Annotated in this window: 23 protein-coding genes; 14 read left to right on the top strand and 9 right to left on the bottom strand. The window is 43.0% G+C overall.

All coding sequences use genetic code 11. The features are described from left to right. Positions 1-37: 37 nt before the first annotated feature. From MOB01S_RS02040 to MOB01S_RS02020, 5 genes are all read right to left on the bottom strand, one after another. Complete coding sequence (locus MOB01S_RS02040; RefSeq protein WP_066800838.1) at positions 38-886, bottom strand: CheR family methyltransferase; 849 nt, start codon at positions 884-886, stop codon at positions 38-40. 69 nt (positions 887-955) lie between these two features. Beyond that, the gene (locus MOB01S_RS02035) at positions 956-3,007 is read right to left on the bottom strand and encodes a methyl-accepting chemotaxis protein (protein ID WP_245639979.1); all 2,052 of its coding nucleotides are present in this window, start codon (positions 3,005-3,007) and stop codon (positions 956-958) included. A 104-nt stretch (positions 3,008-3,111) separates the two neighbouring features. Next, positions 3,112-3,642: a chemotaxis protein CheW gene (locus MOB01S_RS02030; protein ID WP_066800835.1), complete on the bottom strand. Its 531-nt coding sequence runs from the start codon at positions 3,640-3,642 to the stop codon at positions 3,112-3,114. A 3-nt stretch (positions 3,643-3,645) separates the two neighbouring features. After that, positions 3,646-4,008 (bottom strand): response regulator, encoded by a 363-nt coding sequence (locus MOB01S_RS02025; RefSeq protein ID WP_066800832.1) that lies wholly within the window; start codon positions 4,006-4,008, stop codon positions 3,646-3,648. 55 nt (positions 4,009-4,063) lie between these two features. Next, complete coding sequence (locus MOB01S_RS02020; RefSeq protein ID WP_439646412.1) at positions 4,064-4,411, bottom strand: response regulator; 348 nt, start codon at positions 4,409-4,411, stop codon at positions 4,064-4,066. 299 nt (positions 4,412-4,710) lie between these two features. On the opposite strand from MOB01S_RS02020, the gene MOB01S_RS02015 reads away from it, so the two are divergent. From MOB01S_RS02015 to MOB01S_RS01980, 8 genes are all read left to right on the top strand, one after another. Continuing rightward, positions 4,711-5,832, top strand: coding sequence for an efflux RND transporter periplasmic adaptor subunit (locus MOB01S_RS02015; RefSeq protein WP_066800828.1), 1,122 nt, complete (start codon positions 4,711-4,713; stop codon positions 5,830-5,832). A gap of 168 nt (positions 5,833-6,000) precedes the next feature. After that, positions 6,001-6,723, top strand: a complete 723-nt coding sequence (locus MOB01S_RS02010) for a response regulator transcription factor (RefSeq protein ID WP_066800826.1) — start codon at positions 6,001-6,003, stop codon at positions 6,721-6,723. 56 nt (positions 6,724-6,779) lie between these two features. Next, positions 6,780-8,378 carry a sensor histidine kinase gene (locus MOB01S_RS02005; RefSeq protein WP_066800824.1) on the top strand — a complete coding sequence of 533 codons (1,599 nt, stop codon included), beginning with the start codon at positions 6,780-6,782 and terminating at the stop codon, positions 8,376-8,378. 54 nt (positions 8,379-8,432) lie between these two features. Further along, positions 8,433-9,476: a methionine ABC transporter ATP-binding protein MetN gene (metN, locus tag MOB01S_RS02000; RefSeq protein WP_066800821.1), complete on the top strand. Its 1,044-nt coding sequence runs from the start codon at positions 8,433-8,435 to the stop codon at positions 9,474-9,476. Next, a complete protein-coding gene (locus MOB01S_RS01995) occupies positions 9,469-10,155 on the top strand; it encodes a methionine ABC transporter permease (RefSeq protein WP_218016061.1) in 687 nt (228 codons plus the stop codon). The genes metN and MOB01S_RS01995 overlap by 8 nt, the downstream gene beginning before the upstream one ends. 88 nt (positions 10,156-10,243) lie before the next feature. Further along, positions 10,244-10,699: an inner membrane protein YiaA gene (gene yiaA / locus MOB01S_RS01990; RefSeq protein ID WP_066800820.1), complete on the top strand. Its 456-nt coding sequence runs from the start codon at positions 10,244-10,246 to the stop codon at positions 10,697-10,699. Between the two features lie 58 nt (positions 10,700-10,757). Next, positions 10,758-11,630, top strand: coding sequence for a MetQ/NlpA family lipoprotein (locus MOB01S_RS01985; RefSeq protein WP_066800818.1), 873 nt, complete (start codon positions 10,758-10,760; stop codon positions 11,628-11,630). A 77-nt stretch (positions 11,631-11,707) separates the two neighbouring features. Continuing rightward, positions 11,708-13,048: an FAD-dependent oxidoreductase gene (locus MOB01S_RS01980; protein ID WP_066800816.1), complete on the top strand. Its 1,341-nt coding sequence runs from the start codon at positions 11,708-11,710 to the stop codon at positions 13,046-13,048. A gap of 51 nt (positions 13,049-13,099) precedes the next feature. On the opposite strand, the gene MOB01S_RS01975 is transcribed toward MOB01S_RS01980, so the two are convergent. The 4 genes from MOB01S_RS01975 to serB form a co-directional block, all read right to left on the bottom strand. Next, positions 13,100-13,279, bottom strand: a complete 180-nt coding sequence (locus MOB01S_RS01975; protein WP_066800814.1) for a hypothetical protein — start codon at positions 13,277-13,279, stop codon at positions 13,100-13,102. Positions 13,280-13,420: 141 nt separating this feature from the next. Beyond that, the gene (locus MOB01S_RS01970; protein WP_066800811.1) at positions 13,421-14,536 is read right to left on the bottom strand and encodes an acyl-CoA dehydrogenase family protein; all 1,116 of its coding nucleotides are present in this window, start codon (positions 14,534-14,536) and stop codon (positions 13,421-13,423) included. Between the two features lie 31 nt (positions 14,537-14,567). Next, positions 14,568-15,059, bottom strand: a complete 492-nt coding sequence (locus MOB01S_RS01965) for a hypothetical protein (protein WP_066800809.1) — start codon at positions 15,057-15,059, stop codon at positions 14,568-14,570. A 16-nt stretch (positions 15,060-15,075) separates the two neighbouring features. After that, the gene (gene serB, locus MOB01S_RS01960) at positions 15,076-16,251 is read right to left on the bottom strand and encodes a phosphoserine phosphatase SerB (protein WP_066800805.1); all 1,176 of its coding nucleotides are present in this window, start codon (positions 16,249-16,251) and stop codon (positions 15,076-15,078) included. A 222-nt stretch (positions 16,252-16,473) separates the two neighbouring features. Here serB and MOB01S_RS01955 point away from each other — a divergent pair, with 222 nt between their 5' ends. From MOB01S_RS01955 to bioB, 6 genes are all read left to right on the top strand, one after another. Then, positions 16,474-17,736, top strand: a complete 1,263-nt coding sequence (locus MOB01S_RS01955; RefSeq protein WP_157073867.1) for a hypothetical protein — start codon at positions 16,474-16,476, stop codon at positions 17,734-17,736. An 81-nt stretch (positions 17,737-17,817) separates the two neighbouring features. Beyond that, the gene (locus MOB01S_RS01950; RefSeq protein ID WP_066800798.1) at positions 17,818-18,033 is read left to right on the top strand and encodes a PA3496 family putative envelope integrity protein; all 216 of its coding nucleotides are present in this window, start codon (positions 17,818-17,820) and stop codon (positions 18,031-18,033) included. A 94-nt stretch (positions 18,034-18,127) separates the two neighbouring features. After that, complete coding sequence (locus MOB01S_RS01945) at positions 18,128-18,649, top strand: YecA/YgfB family protein (RefSeq protein WP_066800795.1); 522 nt, start codon at positions 18,128-18,130, stop codon at positions 18,647-18,649. A gap of 126 nt (positions 18,650-18,775) precedes the next feature. Continuing rightward, on the top strand, positions 18,776-19,378 hold the full coding sequence (locus MOB01S_RS01940; protein ID WP_066800792.1) for an OmpW/AlkL family protein: 603 nt from the start codon (positions 18,776-18,778) through the stop codon (positions 19,376-19,378). A 398-nt stretch (positions 19,379-19,776) separates the two neighbouring features. Further along, positions 19,777-20,154 carry a roadblock/LC7 domain-containing protein gene (locus tag MOB01S_RS01935; RefSeq protein ID WP_066800788.1) on the top strand — a complete coding sequence of 126 codons (378 nt, stop codon included), beginning with the start codon at positions 19,777-19,779 and terminating at the stop codon, positions 20,152-20,154. A 113-nt stretch (positions 20,155-20,267) separates the two neighbouring features. Then, positions 20,268-21,287 (top strand): biotin synthase BioB, encoded by a 1,020-nt coding sequence (bioB, locus tag MOB01S_RS01930; RefSeq protein ID WP_066800785.1) that lies wholly within the window; start codon positions 20,268-20,270, stop codon positions 21,285-21,287. Positions 21,288-21,358: the final 71 nt, after the last annotated feature.

Here is a 21,358-nt window from a genome sequence, read left to right as displayed (position 1 = left end):
TCACTTAATACAATACAATCACGAAGTCTTTTGTATTTTAATGCTCTATTTTTTGCCACGCATTGACAAAAATGTTGTCCACTCTTTTCATTTTTGGATGTTGCCAAAACATCACTTCGCTTGGTGCAAGCACCAAATAACCACCGACATCTAAATGCTGAACAAAATAATTTAAAATGTCTCTTTGGTCAAACTTACGAAAATAAATCAACACATTTTGGCATAAAATGATATTTTGCAAAGGCAAATCAAGCGGGGGTTTTAAAAACAAATTTTGCCAAAAAAAATGGCATTGCTTGGTGATTTTTTGGGATACTTGCCATACTTTTGGTTGCCCAAGCACAAATTCTTGTTCTGGATTATCCACCTTGACCTGTTGCAAATAATGGCGATAACGCATTGGTACGCCCTTGATGTCTTTGTCAAGATATTGGGCGGTTTGAGCAGATTTGAGAGACTTTTGACTCAAATCCGAACCCGACACGATATATGACGCTGGCTCTGACACACTGTCGCTAATCATCTGCATGCCCATTGCCACCGAATATACCTCTTGACCTGCCGAACAACCTGCACTCCACACCCTAAAATCACGAAGTATGGGCGTTCTTTTTTGGTTTAGGCGATGCTCATCATACTTTTTAAGTACAAAATCTACCGATTCTTGATGTCTAAAAAAGCGGGTTTCAGAAATCAACAGTCTATCAAACAACAACTGTTCAATCTCTTTATCACGACATACTTGTATGTACAGATAATTAACATCGGTTTCCAATGATTTGGCGACAGATTCAATGGTGTATTCTAACCAACTTTGCTGTGATGGTGGCAACACAAAACCACAACGCCTCTCAACATATTCTTGCCATGCGGATAAATTTATCAAGCTTGTATCCTTGTTGTGGTTGGTTGTTTCATATACCGTAAAATCACACTACAATACCGCTTATTGGGTTTATAGCTTTTGCTCAATAAACACATCATCATCTGACAACTTAAAGCCAGATACAGACTCTTGCAAGGCAGCCGCCATCTCATTTAGACGACCCACCGAGCGAGCGGTTGCCATCGTACCTGATGAGGTTTGAGAGGTAATGTCTTGGATAATGTTCATCGTACTAGAGATATGACCTGCTGATGTCGCTTGCTGACGAGCAGCGTTTGAGATGTTTTGAATCAAATCTGCCAACGTGTGTGATACGGTCTGTACTTCGTCTAGTGCCTCACCTGCGTCTTTGGCAAGTTTTGCACCTTTTACAACCTCAGCAGTAGTTTGTTCCATTGAGGATACCGCTTCGTTGGTGTCCGCCTGAATCGTCTTAACAAGCGTTTCAATCTGACGAGTTGCGGCTGCTGAACGTTCCGCAAGACGCTGAACCTCGTCCGCAACAACCGCAAAACCACGACCTGCTTCACCCGCCATCGATGCTTGAATCGCAGCATTCAAGGCTAGAATGTTGGTTTGGTCAGCAATGTCATTAATCAATCCAATGATATCACCAATCTCTTGTGATGATTCACCCAGACGTTTAATACGCTTGGAGGTTTCTTGGATTTGGTTACGAATGGTGTTCATGCCCTCAATAGAACGCTGCACAACGTCCGCACCATTTTGACCGATAACAACCGCACGCTGAGCAACTGCTGCTGATTCGGAGGCGTTGGCTGATACTTGGTCAATAGACACCGCCATTTCATTAATCGCTGCCGACACACCTGCAATCTCTTGGGCTTGGTGTTCGGAGGCTTCGGCAAGTTCTACCGCCGTCATCTGGGTTTGTTGTGAGGATTGGGCAACTCGGTCAGCAGTGGTGTTAATGGCAAGTACCAACTGACGCAGCTGGTCAATCGCAAAGTTTACAGAGTCAGCAATCGCCCCCGTAAAGTCCTCAGATACAGTAGCATTAACAGTCAAGTCACCTTCCGCCAAGTCGCCAAGCAATCTCAAAATCGCCATTTGTGAACGTTCGTTATCCTCTTGGATTTGTCTGGCACGTGCTGACTCTTGCTCCATTTCTTGACGCTGACGCATGGTCTCTTTTTCACTGATGAGACGCTCGGCATCACTACGTTGTTTAAAGAGTTGGAACAACGCTAGAACCACTGCCAACAGACCAATAAGCAGCAAAATGGCAGGAATCAAAATACTCTTTTGGCTGATGATGCCTCTATCCACATTTGCTAGTCTTTGCTGGGTCAGACTTGCCAAATCACTCAACTCTTGGGCGGATTGGCGAGATTGAATGGCAGGATTGCTTAGATTGACCAACTGAGAAATCACAGGGGCAATCATCTGCTGATAAGTGCGGTCTACATTTTGGAGTGCTGGCGTTACGTTGCCAAAAGCGTTTTGTTGTTTGACTAATGTGTTGGCAAACTCGGCAACCTGAGCTTTAAAATTCTCAGGGTTGGCGTCTGTTGTTGTGGTCAAATCCTCAATGGATTGGCTGATTTTTTCTAGTCTTAGCACCTGAGCTTGAATCTCACGCACTGTAGTAGCAGGCATTCGGTAGGTTACAACTTGATCGGTGATTTGGGCATAATAATCCTGCATTTGTGCAGTAGCGTCTTTGACCTGCTTTTGGACATCTTGTAAAGCATTAACATCATTTTGGTGTTTGACAATATAATCCACACTGGATTTTTTGGCTTGCCATTGCGTACTGATTTCGTCAAATATGTCGCCACTACCAATCAATGCACCTTTTTGTAAACGAGTTAAAGCCCCTTCGTAGCTTTGGACATCGTTGGCAAGTTTGGTATAAGCGGATTTAGTAACTTCAAAATCCCGTGAAAATGTCGCATCATTGACACTTTTGACGATATTGGCGGAGCTGACTTCCAATTGGTTTACATCACTTAGGTAATCAGTAACCCTAAGTAAAGACACCACCAGCCAAACCAAGCTGATTGTAGAAATGACGCCAAACAAAACCAGCACAATCCACCATTTTCTCTCATCGGCAGTTTGCGGTATTGCTGTCAATGCTGTATTGGCATTACTCATTGTACTTTTCCTTTAAAATGCAACAACCAAATATCGCCAAAGGCGGTTTTGGATTGAATCAATAATTTAAAAATCTTGCGTATTATCACACAATCAACCAACAACTAATTTATCGCGGCATTTAAATAATCAGCATTGGCAAATAATAAAGATGGCATGACCACAAACCACTCCTTACCATCTTTAACGAAAACCCCATGATTGTATGGAGCAAATGGTGAATCTTCGGGCAAGGCACGAGCTTCGTAGTCTGATGCGGTGAATTGGAGCATGCCTAGCACTTGGTCTACCAAAATACCCGAAAACACACCATCTTGGTCTACCACCATGACTTTACGGCTTTTTAGGCGTTGCCTACTTTCCAAACTCAAAAATTTCGCCAAGTCCACCAAAGGGAGCAGACGACCACGTACGTTCGCCACACCCAAAAGCCAAGGCTTGGTTAAAGGAATGGGGGTCAGCTCTGGCAGAGCCAAAATCTCCGACACTTCCCCCATAGGTGCAACAAACCGCTCACCTGCGATTTCAAACGCCACCCCAAACCATTGTGTAAAGTCCGCATCATGCCGACCTGTCGCACGTGCTTTGGCAAGGTCAGCCAGACGCAATAGCTCAATAAAGCCCGAAGAAGCCACGTTTTACTCCATTACCGCACGAATCACTCGCATTAAATCATCTTCATTAACAGGCTTGGTCAAATACTCTTTTGCACCTTGACGCTTGCCCCAAACACGGTCAGTCTCTTGATCTTTGGTACTGGCAATCACCACAGGGATATGAGCTGTCGCTCTGTCTCTGGTGATTTTGCGGGTTGCTTGAAAGCCATTCATCTCAGGCATAACAATGTCCATCAAGATGACATCGGGTAGCTCTTGTACTGCTTTGGCATAACCATCGTGTCCATTGTAAGCTTCGATGACTTCAAAGCCATATTTTGTCAAGATTTCACGAAATCGTGTCATCTCTACTGGTGAATCATCAATAACCAATATCTTAGACATTATTATTCTCTCCGATTATATGATTTGGTGATTTACAAAAATCACATAACCCAAATTAGCGATAGCGGCTAATGGTTGCAAACAAATCTTCTTTACTAAATGGTTTGGTCAAGTACTCATTTGAACCAACGATACGTCCACGAGCTTTGTCAAACAGACCATCTTTTGAGGATAGCATGATGACAGGTTTTTGGGCGTATTCTGGGTGGTTTTTGACCATAGAACAAGTTTGGTAGCCATCAAGGCGTGGCATCATGATGTCTACAAAAATAATGTCAGGGTTGCTTTCTACGATTTTTGAGAGAGCATCAAAACCATCAACCGCTGTGATAACTTCACAACCTTCTTTTTGGAGCAGAGCTTCGGCAGTACGGCGAATGGTTTTAGAGTCGTCAATAATCATGACTTTTAGACCGGCAAATTCACTCACAAGATATTTCCTCATGTTTGAAAGATTTACCAAACCACATAGATTTGGTAAAGGTGTGTGGTAAAACGAGATTAAAAGTTGGTTTTTAGTTAATAAAAGCCTAACTTGCTTTTTATCACATTTGGGCAAAATTTACCAGTATTTTTTGATAAATCTAAGATTGAATGGTATAAAAAACAAGCCAGTCTTAATAAGTGGACTAAAATTTGGCTATTATAGCAAACTTTTGGGCAAAATATGGTAATATAACAAATTTCTTACACATTTTTCTTATGTTTCGTTTGATATTTGTCTTATTTTTGTGGTGTTTGACCGCCTGCCAGCCTGCCACTGTCAAGGTTACAGACCTTGACAGTTTTGACAACCAATCCAAACGAGATGGTCTGGTACATGGCAATCTCAAAATACTACCCCCAACCGACCAAGACAACGCCAAAATCACCATAGATAACCAATCCATCACACTCACCAAAGCACACATTTTGGGCATAAAATCCGAACTGTATCAGCCCAGCTTTCGCTTAGAAGGTGTCATTTCCCCCATCAACCAAAGCGATGTACTATTACCAGAAACCGCAAGTCTAAACACACTCTATGTCAAAATTGGCGATGTGGTTGAGATGGGCGACAAATTAGCTTTATTTTATCATAACACATTCATCAATCACAGTCCGTACACTCAAAGTGTAGATGACGAACATGGCGACAAAGACGATGTCATAAAAAACATTCATCAAACCAAATCCACCATCACACAAAGAGCCGTACCAATCCTAAGCACACACACTGGACGTGTACACACCATTTATTTGCACAACCAAGGGCAAACTTACCCCAAAGACACACCCATCATCAGCATCATTGATGACAGCCAACTCAAATTCATCAGTGTGTTACCTCATGATTTTAAAGAGTATTTGAGTATAGGTAGTGCGGTCAATTTTAACACCGACAATGCCAAAACATTCAGTGGGCAGATAGAGCAGGTTGTGCCTGATCCGCTCATCGCCAACACCCTAAATGTCCATGTCGTTATCAAACCCAGCGAAATCCAAAAAGCACAGCTTACGCTTGGCGAACGAGTGAGCGGTCATGTCAATTATGGACAAAAAAGTGTTGGCGTGCTTGTGCCTGCATTTGCTATTTTTGATGACAAATTAGAACCGATGGATTTGAGTGATTTACAACACCCTCCTTTCAAGCCTGCTACGCCTATTCACGCTCAGATGTGGGTCATCAAACAAGACGAACGCCTATACCTTACGCCCATTCAAGTCATTCAATACCACCCCCAAAGCGACCATTATCTCATACACGGTGTCAGTTTGACAGGGCTTGTGGTACTGGCAGATTTACCAAAAACTGCACAAGGAAAAAAGGTGCGACTTAAATAACCCGATGACAACGTTCATAGCAACATTATTTACAAAACTTTTGTAAACTGACGATAAAATGGGAAAAATTCTCACAATTTTTTTAATTAAATAACAATTTAACCCTTGCCAAATCTAGCAAATGTTGGCAAGATATAGCATTCTTAACCTAACATTAGGCAAAACTTTATGAGCAAACAGATTTTGTTGATTGAAGATGACCCAGATTTGGCGGAGCTTATCAGTGATTATCTGAGTATGAACTACTATACCGTACATCACGCCTCCACTGCCCAAGAAGGACTTGATTTATTGGAAGCCAAAGAGCGAGACATTAGCTTGATGATATTGGACTTGATGCTTCCTGACATGGACGGTATGCAGGTATGTCAAAAAGTGCGTGGCTCAAAAAACAATCAAATCAACAAAGTCCCCATTGTCATGCTCACCGCCAAAGGCGACACCACCGACCGTGTATTAGGACTTGAAATGGGGGCAGATGACTATATCGCCAAGCCCTTTGAACCACGTGAACTGCTTGCTCGTATCCGTGCGGTGCTACGCCGTCATGAGACTCCCAACCAAGCTGACACCAACTCAGGCAGTCTAACCTTTGGACGTTTGACAGTATTTCCTGACAGCCACGAAGTTACCATTGATGACAAACTGGTGCGTCTAACCACCCATCAATTCCAACTTTTGCATTATTTTGCTACCCATGCTGGCAAAGTGCTAAACCGTGAACAGCTCTGGCAAGCCATGCCAAACGATGACAGCTCTGACAACATTGACCGTGCCATTGATGTACATATCTCACGCCTTAGAGCATTAATTGAGGACAATCCTCGCCAACCCAAACGCATCATCACCGTGCGTGGTGTCGGCTATCAATTTGCCACCGACCAACTATAACACAACCAACAGGGGGTTTTGCCCCCTGCCTTTCTTTTGCTTAATTAAAATCACTCATGAAAGACGGTCATTCTCCAAAAACCGCCCAAAGCTTTGGTATGCACTCGCTATTTGCTCAACTTTTTACCAATGTATTTTTGGCATTGATTATTTTTGCGTTGGCAATGGTTTTGCTCGCCCAAATCGTCCATCACAACTCCGACAGCGTCCAAACCAAATCGCTTGCCACCCAAGTTTTGACCCAGATTGAACCCTTTTTAATAGAAGCCAACCAACAAAGTGCCGAAGGCAATCACTTACAAAGCCGTTTTACCTTGGCAGTTGTCAAAAAAACTTTTGATATTTTTGATGAAAGTCTCAACGCCAAAATCGGTCTTTACAACTCACAAGGTCGGCTCATCGTCCAAACCCAAAACAGCGACCTACCCCCCGAATTACGCCAAAAGCCATCATGGTTTTCAGAAATCGCCCCTGCACTCATTGGCATGAGTCCTCGCCACACCATCATGGCAAGCGATACAGGCTATCTGATTTGGTACGAAAGTCGCAACCCGCCAAAAGAACCGCCCTTTATGGGACTGCTAAACCTATTTACAGGTACCTTGTTACTGCTGATTATCATGTCGGCAGTGCTATGGTGGATCGCTCACAGCATCACATGGCGAATCAATGAGCTTAGTCAGCAGATGGCAAAAATGGGTGAAGGTGATTTTAGCGTGCGAGTAAGTGAACATGGCAATGACGAAATCACTGTACTGGCTCATGGTTTTAACCAATCCGCCCAAAAAATAGAACGACTCATCAATGCCAATAGTCTACTTCTTGCCCATGCCAGTCATGAGTTTCGCACACCCATCACTCGCATTCGCTTACAAATCGAGATGATGGATATGTTGGCAAACAAACTTGATGATGTTGATAAAGCCAAATTTGACAAAAGAGCGGTCGCCATCAATCGTGATTTGACAGGGTTAAATGAGCTTGTAGAGAGTATTTTGCTTGTCAGTCGCCTAGACGCAGGGCACGCCCTACAAAATGCTGAACAAGTTGATTTGTACGAACTCATCAAGAACGAATGTCAACATTATCCACAAGCAACTTTGTTTGCCGAGCCTGTCAAAATGATGGCTCAACCCAAGCTCCTAACTCATCTGGTACGCAATCTTCTCAACAACGCCATGATTCATGGCACGCCCCCCATCACCGTCTATCTATACCACGCCATGACGATGGAGCAAGCCACACTTATCCCAAGCAGTCTGACCGACATTGCTAGCCAAATAGACAACACCAAACCAAAACGCAATAAGGATAATGACAACGAAGCCACCGTCAAAAATAGCTTCTTAAAACGCATGAATTTTAAAAAGGGCAAAAACACCCCCAAAGAATTAGAACCCAACTTTGCAGTGCTGGCAGTGATAGACGAAGGGGCAGGCATTCCTGTGGACAAACGTGAGGATATTTTTAGTCCCTTTGTTCGCCTAAAACAGGAGAAAAAAGGTTCAGGACTTGGGTTATCGCTTGTTGCCCAAATCGTAGAAGCACATGGTGGCAATATCAGTACCGATACATGGGAAAACAAAACCCGCTTTTTGGTGGTGTTACCCATCAAAGCAAAAAATACCGCCCCCCAAGCCCAAAAAACGGAGTAATCAACCTCATCATTTCATGGTATAATGACTAATTTTCCCAAATTTATACCACTTATGATAACTCTAACAGACGTTAGCAAAACTTTTATTACCAAAAAAGACGGTAAAACCCACGAGTTCACCGCCGTAAAGTCCACCAATTTAACCATAGAAAAGGGAGAGATTTTTGGCATCATTGGCTCATCAGGGGCAGGCAAATCCACGCTGATTCGCTGTGTCAACCTCCTAGAACGTCCCACCACAGGGAAAGTGTTGGTTGATGGTATTGATTTGATGACCCTAGACAACGCAGGTCTTATCAATGCAAGACGCAACATTGGCATGATTTTTCAGCAGTTTAACTTACTTAACTCTCGCACCGTATTTGACAATATCGCCCTACCTCTTGAACTTACTCACACCCCCAAAGAAACCATCACCCAAAAAGTAAACGAACTTTTGGCACTCGTAGGCTTGTCTGACCGCCATCACGCCTATCCGTCCAGTTTGTCAGGCGGTCAAAAACAACGCGTTGCCATCGCTCGTGCCTTAGCCACAAGCCCCAAAGTCCTACTGTGCGATGAAGCAACTTCTGCCCTAGACCCCGCCACGACTGGGGCAATTTTGGATTTGTTAAAAAAAATCAACAAAGAGCTTGATGTTACCATCTTACTCATCACACACGAAATGGATGTGGTCAAACGCATTTGTGATAAAGTAGCAGTGATTGACAAAGGCGAACTCATTGAGCAAGGCACGGTAGGGCAGATTTTTGCCAATCCCATCACCAATCTTGCCAAAAACTTTATTCGCTCAACTTTTCACATTAGCCTACCTGATAAATTCTTGCAGACCCTAAGCCCCACTCAAACGATTGACACATACCCTGTAATACGTTTTGAGTTTACAGGCAATTCGGTGGACAGCCCTTTATTTTCACAGGCAACCTCCCAGTTTGATGTTGCGTTCAATATCTTAACATCACAAATGGACTATGTGGGCGGTGTCAAGTTTGGCATCACCATCGCTCAAATGATTGGCAACACGCACGCCTGCGATGAAGCATTGGCATTTTTAACCCAACATCATGTAGATACGGAGGTGCTTGGCTATGCATGATATATACCAAGATTTTTTAGGGCAGATAACACCACAAATGTGGAAAATGGTCGCCAAGTCCACCCATGAGACCATCTATATGGGATTGGCAAGCACCGCCATCTCCGTACTGGTGGGATTACCGCTTGGATTTTTGGCGTTTTTGACAGGCAAAGGGCAGATTTTGGCAAATAAACCACTTTTTGTCTTACTTGATGCCCTCATTAACATCGGTCGTTCTGTGCCATTTATCATTTTACTCATCATTTTATTACCTTTTACTCGTATGATTGTCGGAACGACACTTGGCACAACTGCCGCCATCGTACCACTTGCCATCACCGCCATTCCTTTTGTGGCAAGGCTAAGTGCCAACGCCCTAGCCGAAATCCCCACAGGTCTTACCGAATCAGCTCACGCTATGGGAGCGACCAACTGGCAAATCATCAGCAAATACTATCTGCCAGAAAGTCTACCCATACTCATCAACGCCATCACACTTACCCTCGTCTCACTCATTGGCTATTCGGCGATGGCAGGCGTGGTCGGTGGGGGTGGTCTTGGCAATCTTGCCATCAGCTATGGCGAACATCGTGGCATGGTTTATGTCAAATGGATAGCCACCATCATCATCGTGGCGATTGTGATGATTTGTCAAAAGATAGGAGATATGTTGGCACAGCGTTTTGACCACAGATAACACTTATTCACAAAACATAACAAATACCCAAACATCGCCCTTTGGCATTATGATAAAATACCCAAAAGACACTTTTTAAGGATTAATGATGACAAATAGACCAACTTCGGCCTATATCGGGGCATCTTGGGCGGTTTTGGGTGTGGGCGTACTTGGGTTTCTAATCGGACTTTGGAATGCCCAAATGATGCTCAACGAGAAGGGTTATTATTTTACAGTGTTGCTTTTGGGTCTTTATTCTGCCATCAGTCTACAAAAAGTAGTAAGAGATAAAGAAGAAAATATCCCTGTGTCTGGACTGTATTATATGCTCAGCTGGGCGGTGCTGATTGTGGCGGTGATACTTGTGAGTGTTGGACTTTGGAATGCTACGCTGTTGCCGAGTGAAAAAGGCTTTTATGGCATGGCATTTTGCCTAAGTTTGTTTGCCGTCATCACCATTCAAAAGAACATCAGAGACCTAAAAAATGCCGACAGTCTAACCAACAAAATGGCATTTTATGAACCCATACACAACAATCACGATACATTTGATGAAAATTGATTGAATAATAAAAAAGAGTATGTTTTAATAAAGTGTTTTTATTTTTATGAGACTTACCATGACTTTTAACAAATTATTTGGCACAACTGCCCTAGCCTCTGCCTTGTTTTTGGTTGGTTGTGGTGGCGACAAACAGCCTGCCCAAACCGAAACCAAGACAGAAACCAAAACTGAAACTACCGCTGTCGCTTGCCCACCATCTGACCCAAACAAAATCAAAGTGGGCGTGATGAGTGGTCCTGAACATAAAGTTGCCGAAGTGGCTGCCAAAGTCGCCCAAGAAAAATACGGCTTGACGGTAGAATACGTAGAGTTTAATGACTACGCCCTACCCAACACCGCCGTCTCAAAATGCGACCTAGATGCCAACGCCATGCAACACAAGCCCTACCTTGATAAAGACAGTCAAGAGAAAAAACTTGACAACCTTGTCATCGTAGGCAACACTTTTGTCTATCCATTGGCTGGTTACTCCAAAAAAATCAAAGTCATCAGCGAACTTAAAGACGGTGCAGTCGTGGCTGTGCCAAACGACCCTTCAAACTTGGCTCGTGCTTTGATTTTGCTTGAAAAGCAAGGTCTTATCAAACTCAAAGACAACACCAATCTTTTCTCAACTTCACTTGATATTGTTGAAAACCCCAAAAACCTACAAATCAAAGAGGTGGACACCTCTGTCGCCGCTCGTGCGTTAGATGATGTGGATTTGGCGGTGGTAAACAATACCTATGCTGGGCAGGTTGGCTTAACTGCCAAAGACGGTGTTTTTGTTGAGGATAAAGACTCACCCTATGTCAACATCATCGTAGCTCGCACCGACAACAAAGACTCCGATGCTGTCAAAAACTTCGTTCAAGCCTACCAATCTGACGAAGTAGAAGCCGAAGCCAAAGCCCAATTTCAAGAAGACGGTGTGGTTAAAGGCTGGTAATCAACCTTAGGGTAACAACTGTTACCCTTTTTTAACTTAACATAAACCATCATTTGATTTGCAGTTTCAAATAAATCATGACTGACAAAAACACCCCATTTAGAAAATTCATCTGCCGTGCCTGCGGTTATATCTATGATGAAGCATTGGGCGACCCAGAAGACGGTTTGCCTGCTGGCACACGTTTTGAGGACATTCCTGACGACTGGGAATGCCCTCTATGCGGTGTTAAGAAAAGCGACTTTGAACCCTACGAAGAGCCAAACGAAACCATCACACATACCGTATTTGACCGCAACCAAAAAGGCATTGTTGTCATCGGAGCAGGTCTTGCAGGTTGGGCAGTGGTTGACGCCATTCGCACACTTGACAAAGACGTGAGCATCACACTCATCAGTAGCGACAGTGCTGACCGCTATCACAAGCCCATGCTCTCTGTTGCCTTCTCACAGGGCAAAACTCGCACGGATTTGGTACGCATGACAGGCGAACAGTCTGCCCAAGAAAAATCCATCACACTACTGGCTCACACTTTCGTAACCAACATTGATAGCCACACCAAAACCCTATCCACCACTCGTGGACAAGTCCAATATGACAAATTGGTGCTTGCCATCGGTGCCAGCCCTGCTTATCCACCCACCATTGACAAAGACAAAGCGTGGCACATCAACCATCTGGATAAATTTAGCGATTTACAAAACAAACTCAACCCAAATTCACGCATTGCCATCGTAGGGGCGGGCATGGTAGGGGTGGAGCTTGCCGAAGATTTGGTCAATGCAGGTCATCAAGTTAGCCTGATTGATATCAATCCACACCCGCTATTCGCCATTTTACCCAAAATTGCCAGTCAAAGACTACTCAACGCTCTACAAAATCTAGGCATTAACTGGCTTGGATTTAGCATGATTCAGGGCGTATCAGTCAACGATAAGGGTTATGAGATTGCCCTGCTTGATTGTGATACACAAACTATCACGCCTTTATGTTTTGATAAAGTTATCGTTGCCACAGGACTGATGGTTGATGAAAGATTGCCAAGCCGTGCGGGCGTAGATTTTGACAAACGTACAGGCATCGCAGTCAATCCCACCACCCTACAAACCAGCGTTGCTGACATTTATGCATTGGGCGACTGTATTGGTATTGACGGTATGCCTTGTCGCTATGTTGCTCCCCACCGTCCACAGGCAACCGCCATCGCCCATGAAGTGCTAGGACTGCCCCATGACGGCTATGCCCACACTCCACCCATGATACGCCTAAAAAATAAAAGCCTAAGCATTACCATCAATGGCAACCCTAAGGCAGATGGCGATTGGCAAATCATCAAAGATGATGCAGGCGAGCTGGTTTTGCATTTATCCGAAAACGGACAAATCATCGCCAAAGCCACCATCAAAACACCTGTATGACATAAAAAATACCGCTCCAATTGAGCGGTATTTCGTTGGTGTATTGTGCCATTATGATTTGGGGCGTTCAAATCCTTTTGCCTTCATACACGCATCAAAAGCAGCGCGGTTGGTGTTGGCATCAGCCATTGCTTGACATTCACGCATGGCTTGCTCAGCATTGCTTGGCTTGTCATTAGCATACGCCATACACGCCAATGTCATGACACAAAGGGACAATACATATTTCATGACCATTCTCCGATGAGGTTGTGAAATTTGACTTTATTATTCAATAAGTAATTTCATTGTAACGACTTATTATTACCATGATATTTCTATATGGTAATAATATGTAAATTTATCATAACATTGCGTACAAACGTTCAAATTTTAAATAAAAAACTCAATCGGCTTCACTTGTGGCTCTCCCATCAGTTGATGAGATAGATAGCGAATGTGCTTGATGGCAGGGGTTACAATCGCCACAAAATGAGCTTCACGCACACGGCGTTGAGGACTGGCACTCATGACATAACCTTTTGCTCCTTGATGAAGTAATGCTGACTGGGTGGCTTTTAGGGCAAGTAATGCTCCCTGTTCACGCACGCTTAGCACGTCCAAAAAGAAATCCTTGTGCGTTTCAAAGGGTGTTTTGGCAAGGGCAATGGTTTTTGCCACCAATCTATCTAGCTCAACCGACAATGTGCCTGCTTGATCTTCCAAAAAGGCGTTGCTCACCGCCGTGCCTTGCTTGATATCATCAATTGCCCCCATAATGACCCCAGCCCCAATACCCATTTGCATAAGTACAAATGCTCCACGAATGCGAGTGATGAAGTCCTTGCAGGGGCTGGCGATGATTTGGCTTGCCTGTACGACATAGTTATTAAGCTCAATGCGTAACGTACCAGAGCCTTGCATGCCACTAAAATCAGGGCATTCATGTAGTTGCCATTGCCCCATTCTATCATCATCAAAACTTAGCACAAAAAACACTTCGTCATCAGCACCATCTATCTTGGCAACCGCACCACAATACTGACGGGGAGCGATATGGCTAATCCAAGGGAGTGTACCAGACACCACATAACCACCATCACAAGGTTTGGCGGTCAAAATCATTGGCTCAATTTTCGCCCACGACTTCATGGGGTTGGACAATGCCGTTCCTCCAAACGTATCAGCCACTTTGTGTGTATCAAGCAACGATTTTAAGGAAGTATTTTGCGACTGATCAAGATAAAGCCCCATGACCTGATGACACCATGTTACAAAAGCACTCGTCCCACACACACGTCCCACATTGGCATTTGCCAAAATCGCCAAATCAAAACGGTTGTCATATTCGTTCAAATGTGGTGCAAACAACCCTGCTTTACCCAGTTTTTCCAATTCCATCAATGGATAATAACCTTGGTCAATCTCCATTACTTTGGGAGCAAGGTACGTGTTGGCAAGACTTGTGATGTTATCTAAAAACTGCGTTTGGTCATTAAAATGAAACATGTACTTTCCTTTAAACTTGGTGAGATAACTGTTACTTTTTTAAGATTCTTTTTGCTTTTTTAAGGTAGGGTTTGACTTTATCCACATAAGGCTCGTATTTTTTGGGTGTGGCAACGGCATATTTGGCAAGGCTTGCAAACCACATCACCAGCTTATAGTCGCCCGTTACCACAACATCGCCATCTTGGATAGCACTCATCAAACTTGCCAAATCGCCCTTTGCCAAAAGTTTTGCCCCTGCCAACGATTCTTTAAAAGCAATGGTCAAATCCGCCTCTTTGGGTTTTCCGCTTGCCTGCCCAAAACGACCATCTTGAAAACGATAATAGCGTGCCATGCCATCGCTTTGAAACAAAATGGCGATGTTTTTATCAGCGATGATTTTGTTAAATTTTTCGTCATTATGATTATCAAGCCACGCCAATCTTAGCCCAAGACCGTACAGCATGGCATCTAATGGGTCAGTGTTGACATTGATGATTGGCAGTTTGATGTTTGGTAGTTTGATGTTTGACAATTTCATCACGATTTCCTAAGACTTATACTTTATCAAAACGCTGACCCATCGCATACAGCACACCTTCTAGCCCTGTGATGTTTACCGCTACATCTGCACGAGCCTGTACGATAGGTTTGGCATGATAGGCAACACCGATGTTGCTAATGTCCATCATTGGCAAATCATTCGCCCCATCACCCACACACACCACCTGTCCCATGTCAAGACCCAGCTTGCGAGCAACCGATTTGACGATAATGGCTTTTTGTTTGCCATCAATGATATTGGTATCAATCTCGCCAAGCAAACTGTCTCCATCGGTCAGCAAAGGATTGGCATAATATTCATCAATGCCAAGCGTGGTGGCGACATATTTGGCAAATGGCACAAAACCACCCGACACCAAGACGGTATGACAACCATGAGCTTTTAGGGCTTGAATAAGCGTAAAAGCTCCTTTTTGGAAGGTGATATGATTGGCAATGATGTCATCAACCACGTCCACACTCACGCCTTTTAGCAGTGCTACCCTTTGGGCAAAACTTTGGGCAAAATCAATCTCACCCCGCATGGCACGCTCGGTAATGTGTGCCACTTCGTCCGATACACCGCACATTTTGGCAAGCTCTACAATAACCTCTTGCTCAATAAGTGTAGAATCCATATCAAAACATACAAGTTTTGGGGTTTGTAGCAACTGAGCAATGGATAAAAGATGCACATCCACACAAGTACGTTTTTCTTTTGGCAAATCCTCTATGATTTGTCCATGCTCATCAACCCCAAATGAGGAGCAGGCAGGTTTGATTTGTTTTTTAAGATAAACCGTCAACTGTTCGTCAATGATATGAGCAACCGCATCACGTCTTTGGGAGGTCATCTCTTTGTTGTCGGTGGGTAAAAGCAAATAACGATGTACCGACACATCAGACATCGTCTCGTCCGTCTCAATCTTGTGAGCATTGGCTTTGGCAACTTCATCATCATACACAATTTTGATTTGCCAGCCAATTTGGGTATCCACCCACGCCTGCACCGCTTCATCAACAGAAAAATGAGCTTCTTTTGCTTGGTTGTTGACCACAACCACCACCGCAAAAATCGGCAATTGCATTAAAATCTTGCCATCAGCATTTGCAGGCAACAGGTGAGCTACTTGGTCTAAGGCGTTTTGCCATGCCTGACTGTTATTGGGTAGAGCATAAACGTTTGTCATCATTCAATCCATTTTTGTGTTTAAAAAGTGCTATTAAAAATAAATATCAGTATATTTTACCATGAACACCAATACTAAGCCTATTGTAACATTTTGGCAAACTGTCTGCATCAGTTGCGTGAGATTATTTTAAAAAAATGATATTTTCTCATTAATATATTTTGTGTATTTTTAGATGAAATGATAAAATTATCACCCCACAATTACAAAACATAAAACGCCATGACTTACTCTGCTCCACGACAAGGACATTTTGCCATGATTATCTTGGCAAGTCTGTTTTTGCACTTGTTATTTTTTGTCATCAGTCAAGATTACAAACTGTCCGAACATTACAAAAAAAGTGCAGAGCAAGAAATGACATGGCTCACCGAAGAGCTTATCGCCCCACTTAGCACAATGGATAGGGTGAGTATGAGTGTCATTGCTGACCGATATATCAAGCATGACACGCTAGAATTTGTGGGCATTTATGATGACAAAGAAACACTCATCGTCCCAGTCGGACAAGAGACCAACAACGGTCATCGCCAAAAACACACCCTAACATCTGGCAACAAAGTCTTGGGGCATATCGTTATCCAGACACCAACTGTCAGTCGTGCCAAAATCATCTCCGAAAACTGGGTGTTTTTTTTGAGTGTACTGACATTGCACATCATCATTTGGCTTATCTATGGTTATTTTGCTCGTCCAGATGAAGCCTTGACCGATGAGATTGCCAATGATGTGCGTGATCGTTTGCTTGCCAATGGCATTTTGTCGCCCCATTTACAGATTGATACCAAACATGACATTACCCCCAAAACCGACAAACCACTCAAAGTGGGTGATCTTATCAAACCAAATTTGGACAAAATCACCCCAACGGATAAAAAAGCAACCACCCCAGAACACCAAGAAAATGAGCATACCACCATTTTGGTACAGCTCAACTTTGAAGACCCTAACAGCTTACTTGGCACACTAGGCGTACACAACAAATCCGCCTATTTTGCCTTATGCGAACAACTCCTTACCAAAGCCACCAAAGAATTGCTAGCATTGCCTTTACTGGCAGGTGTGGTTGTAGACAACGTCAGCCCCTATACTGACACAGGCACAACCATCACCCTAAAAGCCACCAACGACCAAGCCAAAGTTGCCACAGCGTCTGTCATGCTTGCCAAACTTATGCTCATGCTCAACCAAATCGTCTATGACAAACACCGTGAATTAAAACGCTTTTGTTTACCAATCCGAGCGTTGGTCAGCGATATTCATCAAAAAGACGCCATTGTGGCCGTTGCCAAAAAACACCGTGAAAACCCACTCATTCTCATCAGCGAACCAACCTTAGTACGACTTGCCAAACACATTGAAATGGGCAAACTGTTAGACCCCTTGACAGTGGGTGAACGTGAAAGTCGCCACATCAAAAAGGTGAGTGAATCCATCAGCACACATTTACAAACTGTGCGTGATACTGTACTGTTATCTGAATAAAAAACACTTGACAAATTGACCAATAACCTTTATAAGGGGTTTAAAGTTTTAATGATATTTTACACAAATTAAGGAGCTATCATGAGCGGTCTTGATGATGATTTTGATGACGACCATTTTGATGATGATGCCGATGCCGAACTTGCAGACGAAGGCAAAACCAAACCACTTGAAAAACGTCTCAAAATTGACGCACTACTTGAAGAACAACGCCTCAACAAACTCAAACGAGCCCTAGAAGACGAAGATGATTTTGCTGAGTTTGATGACGATTTTGACGATGATTTTGATGATTAATTTTCATGACTAAGTTTTTATGATGTCATTTTGACAGCTTGACTTAGTATGGTTTTATTGACTATCAATACAAACCCTTTTTATGAGAAATTGCATGACCAAAGACGAATTATTAGATTACCTAGATTCTGACGCCAACGAATTTGGGCTTGATGCCATCGCTTCGCATGGATTTTTGACTGCTACCGTAGTCGGCAAACCCTCACCCAACTGGCTTTCTGCCTTTTTTGAAGGCAATGATAAAAAAGTGCCAGATACCATCAAACACGCCCTCACCGCATGGAAAAATGAGCTTTATGACACCCTAAAAGCCGAAGAACCCATCGAGCTACCTTTTGACGCTAGCGAAGAAGCGATTGACTTTGGCGAAGATAGTGATTTGACAGCGTGGGCAATTGGCTTTGTTGATGCAATGTACGCAGATGAAGATGTTGATTGGTTTGATGACCCCGAAACCGAAGAAGAAGTAGCAACGTTGACATTACCCATGATTATGCTCTCTGGCATTGATGAAGAGATGAACGATGTACAAGATGAAGAAATTCTTGTTCAGATGGTCAATGCCCTAGAAGACAACATCACCGAGCTTTTTTTACTGTTTCACACTGATGATTAATATAATTAATATAAATCATACAAAACAAATTTGCAGTTACACTCTTAGCGGAGTATAATACACATTGGCAACTGTTGCCAAATACCTAATTTAGGTAAACAACATAAATAAATAAAGGTATATCCCATGTTTAAAAAACTTCTTCTTGTGGCAGGTGTTGTTGCTGTTGCCAGCAGTGCGTCAGCAAACCTAACTTTTAAAGCAGGTGTTGGCTATCTTGACCCAACCGCTGACAAAGACATCAACACTAACTTGACAAAAGCCGAAGTTAGCAGTGAAGCTGCTTTGCTACCATCTTTTGATTATCGTTTTGGTACTAGCCCATTCTCTGCCGAATTACTGCTTGCTACACCATTTGAGCACACCGTAAAAGTTGGTGACGACAAAACAGAAATTGCCAAATTTAAACACTTGCCACCCACCGTTACTTTCAAATACAACACCCCAGAGTTTGCTGGCGGCGTAAGTGCTAACGTTGGTGTTGGTGCTACTGTACTTGTGCCATACGAAGAGTATCTAACTGATGGCACCAAACTAAAAGCTGACACTACTGTTGCTCCTGCTGCCCAAGTTGGTATCAGCTACTCACCCAAAAAATCTCCATGGGGCGTGTTTGCAGACGTGCGTTATGTGGATTTGAAAACCGATCTTAAACTAGACGGTAACAAAATCGGTGAGCTAGAAGTCAACCCAATCGTTTATAGCATTGGTGTTAGCCACAAATTCTAATCTTAGCCGATAAAAAAGCCTCCACATTTGGGGGCTTTTTTGATTAAATAAATACTTCTTAAAAACCAAATACCCTTCATTAGTTATCAGACCCACCATATCATTTTAATAAAAATTAAATTATAAGATATATTGATAAGTTGGGTTATATTATAATTAAATTTTTGATAAATAATGAATTATTTTACAAAAAAATTCTTGCATTAATAAAAAGATAAGCGTATGATACGGACAAAAGAGCTATTGATTTTTTAAAAAATAGATATTGATTTTTATAAAAAAATTAAATTAATCCAATAACTAATTTTTATCACTCTTAATCTCCACAAAAACCGTTTGCCATACAATAACCAATTATGAAGCAAGCTTACAACAACAATCCCACTTAGGAGCGTCCTATGAATGTCAATCGTTTAGAAAAAGTCCTTTACCAATTACACATTGATTCTTTGGAAATCGAGTCGTCCGCTCTTATTTCACAAGATGGTTTGACACTTGTTTCCCAACTCAAAAAAGGCGTAAACGAAGACCATATCGGTGCGATGAGTGCCGCTATTTTGTCAGTTGGCAACCGCATGATTGAAAATTTAGCACACAGTAGCCCAAACAGCATCATGATTCAAAGTAATGCAGGCTATGTCATCGTAACCGCCGTAACCGATGAACTGTTGCTAACTGTCATGGCTCGCCCTGATTCTAAGTTGGGCATGGTTTTTCACGACATCAAAACCGCCGCCAACTCCGCCAGAGAAATCATACATGACATTGGATTATAAAACATCAAAAACGTGGTTTTTACCACGTTTTTTTTATTCGCAATTTTCAACAAAAACACTTGTAAACACATAAAAAAATCATTAAAATGAACTTTTTGGATTAAAAAATTATCATGTCAAACATCAGCCGTCAGGACATCGCTCACCTTTTTGACTTACCGCTTATGGATTTGCTAATGCAAGCCCAAACCATCCACCGTCAAAACTTCCCTGCCAATGAAGTGCAAATTTCAACCCTACTTTCCATCAAAACAGGCAACTGCCCAGAGGATTGTGGTTATTGTAGTCAGTCAGGTCATCACAGGGATAAGGTGGGGCTTAGCCCAGAAAAACTGATTGCCATTGAAAAGGTGGTGCGTGAAGCCAAACGAGCCAAAGCCAATGGCTCCTCTCGTTTTTGTATGGGGGCGGCGTGGAAACACCCACACGACAAGGATTTGCCCTATTTGACCACACTCATTAGTGAGGTTAAGGCACTTGGAATGGAGACTTGTATGACTTTGGGAATGCTTAGCCTCCATCAAGCCCAAACCCTTGCCAATGCTGGTCTTGACTATTATAACCACAATCTTGATACCTCTCGTGCTTATTATGATAGCGTTACCACCACCAGAACCTATGATGAGCGTTTGCAGACGCTAGATTATGTCAGACAAGCTGGGATTAATGTCTGTTCAGGTTCTATTGTGGGAATGGGCGAAAGCCGTCAAGACCGTATAGACTGGATTTATGAGCTAACCCAAATGCCCATACCGCCACAGTCCATTCCTGTTAATTTGTTAGTTCCCATCAAGGGAACACCGCTTGGCGATAAAGTCTTAGAAGAAGGACGATTGTCCACCATTGAATGGATTAGAACGATTGCCGTCACACGAATCTGTTGTCCCAAAAGCGTGGTTCGGCTCTCTGCTGGACGAGAAAGTCTTACAGACGGTGAACAGGCGTTGGCATTTATGGCAGGGGCAAATTCATTCTTTTATGGCGACAAACTTTTGACCACCGCCAATTCATCAATGAGTAATGACGACCATTTGATGAAAGAGCTGGGCTTGACTGCCAAGCGTGCCAGCCCCAAAGTGGTGCAAATTACCGATGTGATGAGCAAACAAGTTGATGAATTGGTGGTGGCATAAATCAACACAAATCATCATTAATCTTTGTGGCGTACCGTGTTGTAGCAAGCGGTACGCCAGATTTTTAGATT

This window comes from Moraxella oblonga NBRC 102422, assembly GCF_001598275.1.
GTDB classification, from domain to species: domain Bacteria; phylum Pseudomonadota; class Gammaproteobacteria; order Pseudomonadales; family Moraxellaceae; genus Moraxella; species Moraxella oblonga.
Note: the sequence above shows the minus strand (reverse complement) of the source record. Positions and strands in the feature narration are given on the sequence as shown.

Excerpts from the sequence above, each read along its gene's own strand:
- MOB01S_RS02035 (WP_245639979.1), bottom strand. The coding sequence starts at position 3,007 with ATGAGTAATGCCAATACAGCATTGACAGCAATACCGCAAACTGCCGAT.
- MOB01S_RS02025 (WP_066800832.1), bottom strand. The coding sequence starts at position 4,008 with ATGTCTAAGATATTGGTTATTGATGATTCACCAGTAGAGATGACACGA.
- MOB01S_RS02020 (WP_439646412.1), bottom strand. The coding sequence starts at position 4,411 with ATGATTATTGACGACTCTAAAACCATTCGCCGTACTGCCGAAGCTCTG.
- MOB01S_RS02015 (WP_066800828.1), top strand. The coding sequence starts at position 4,711 with ATGTTTCGTTTGATATTTGTCTTATTTTTGTGGTGTTTGACCGCCTGC.
- MOB01S_RS02010 (WP_066800826.1), top strand. The coding sequence starts at position 6,001 with ATGAGCAAACAGATTTTGTTGATTGAAGATGACCCAGATTTGGCGGAG.
- MOB01S_RS02005 (WP_066800824.1), top strand. The coding sequence starts at position 6,780 with ATGAAAGACGGTCATTCTCCAAAAACCGCCCAAAGCTTTGGTATGCAC.
- metN (WP_066800821.1), top strand. The coding sequence starts at position 8,433 with ATGATAACTCTAACAGACGTTAGCAAAACTTTTATTACCAAAAAAGAC.
- MOB01S_RS01995 (WP_218016061.1), top strand. The coding sequence starts at position 9,469 with ATGCATGATATATACCAAGATTTTTTAGGGCAGATAACACCACAAATG.
- yiaA (WP_066800820.1), top strand. The coding sequence starts at position 10,244 with ATGACAAATAGACCAACTTCGGCCTATATCGGGGCATCTTGGGCGGTT.
- MOB01S_RS01985 (WP_066800818.1), top strand. The coding sequence starts at position 10,758 with ATGACTTTTAACAAATTATTTGGCACAACTGCCCTAGCCTCTGCCTTG.
- MOB01S_RS01980 (WP_066800816.1), top strand. The coding sequence starts at position 11,708 with ATGACTGACAAAAACACCCCATTTAGAAAATTCATCTGCCGTGCCTGC.
- MOB01S_RS01975 (WP_066800814.1), bottom strand. The coding sequence starts at position 13,279 with ATGAAATATGTATTGTCCCTTTGTGTCATGACATTGGCGTGTATGGCG.
- MOB01S_RS01970 (WP_066800811.1), bottom strand. The coding sequence starts at position 14,536 with ATGTTTCATTTTAATGACCAAACGCAGTTTTTAGATAACATCACAAGT.
- MOB01S_RS01965 (WP_066800809.1), bottom strand. The coding sequence starts at position 15,059 with ATGAAATTGTCAAACATCAAACTACCAAACATCAAACTGCCAATCATC.
- serB (WP_066800805.1), bottom strand. The coding sequence starts at position 16,251 with ATGACAAACGTTTATGCTCTACCCAATAACAGTCAGGCATGGCAAAAC.
- MOB01S_RS01955 (WP_157073867.1), top strand. The coding sequence starts at position 16,474 with ATGACTTACTCTGCTCCACGACAAGGACATTTTGCCATGATTATCTTG.
- MOB01S_RS01950 (WP_066800798.1), top strand. The coding sequence starts at position 17,818 with ATGAGCGGTCTTGATGATGATTTTGATGACGACCATTTTGATGATGAT.
- MOB01S_RS01945 (WP_066800795.1), top strand. The coding sequence starts at position 18,128 with ATGACCAAAGACGAATTATTAGATTACCTAGATTCTGACGCCAACGAA.
- MOB01S_RS01940 (WP_066800792.1), top strand. The coding sequence starts at position 18,776 with ATGTTTAAAAAACTTCTTCTTGTGGCAGGTGTTGTTGCTGTTGCCAGC.
- MOB01S_RS01935 (WP_066800788.1), top strand. The coding sequence starts at position 19,777 with ATGAATGTCAATCGTTTAGAAAAAGTCCTTTACCAATTACACATTGAT.
- bioB (WP_066800785.1), top strand. The coding sequence starts at position 20,268 with ATGTCAAACATCAGCCGTCAGGACATCGCTCACCTTTTTGACTTACCG.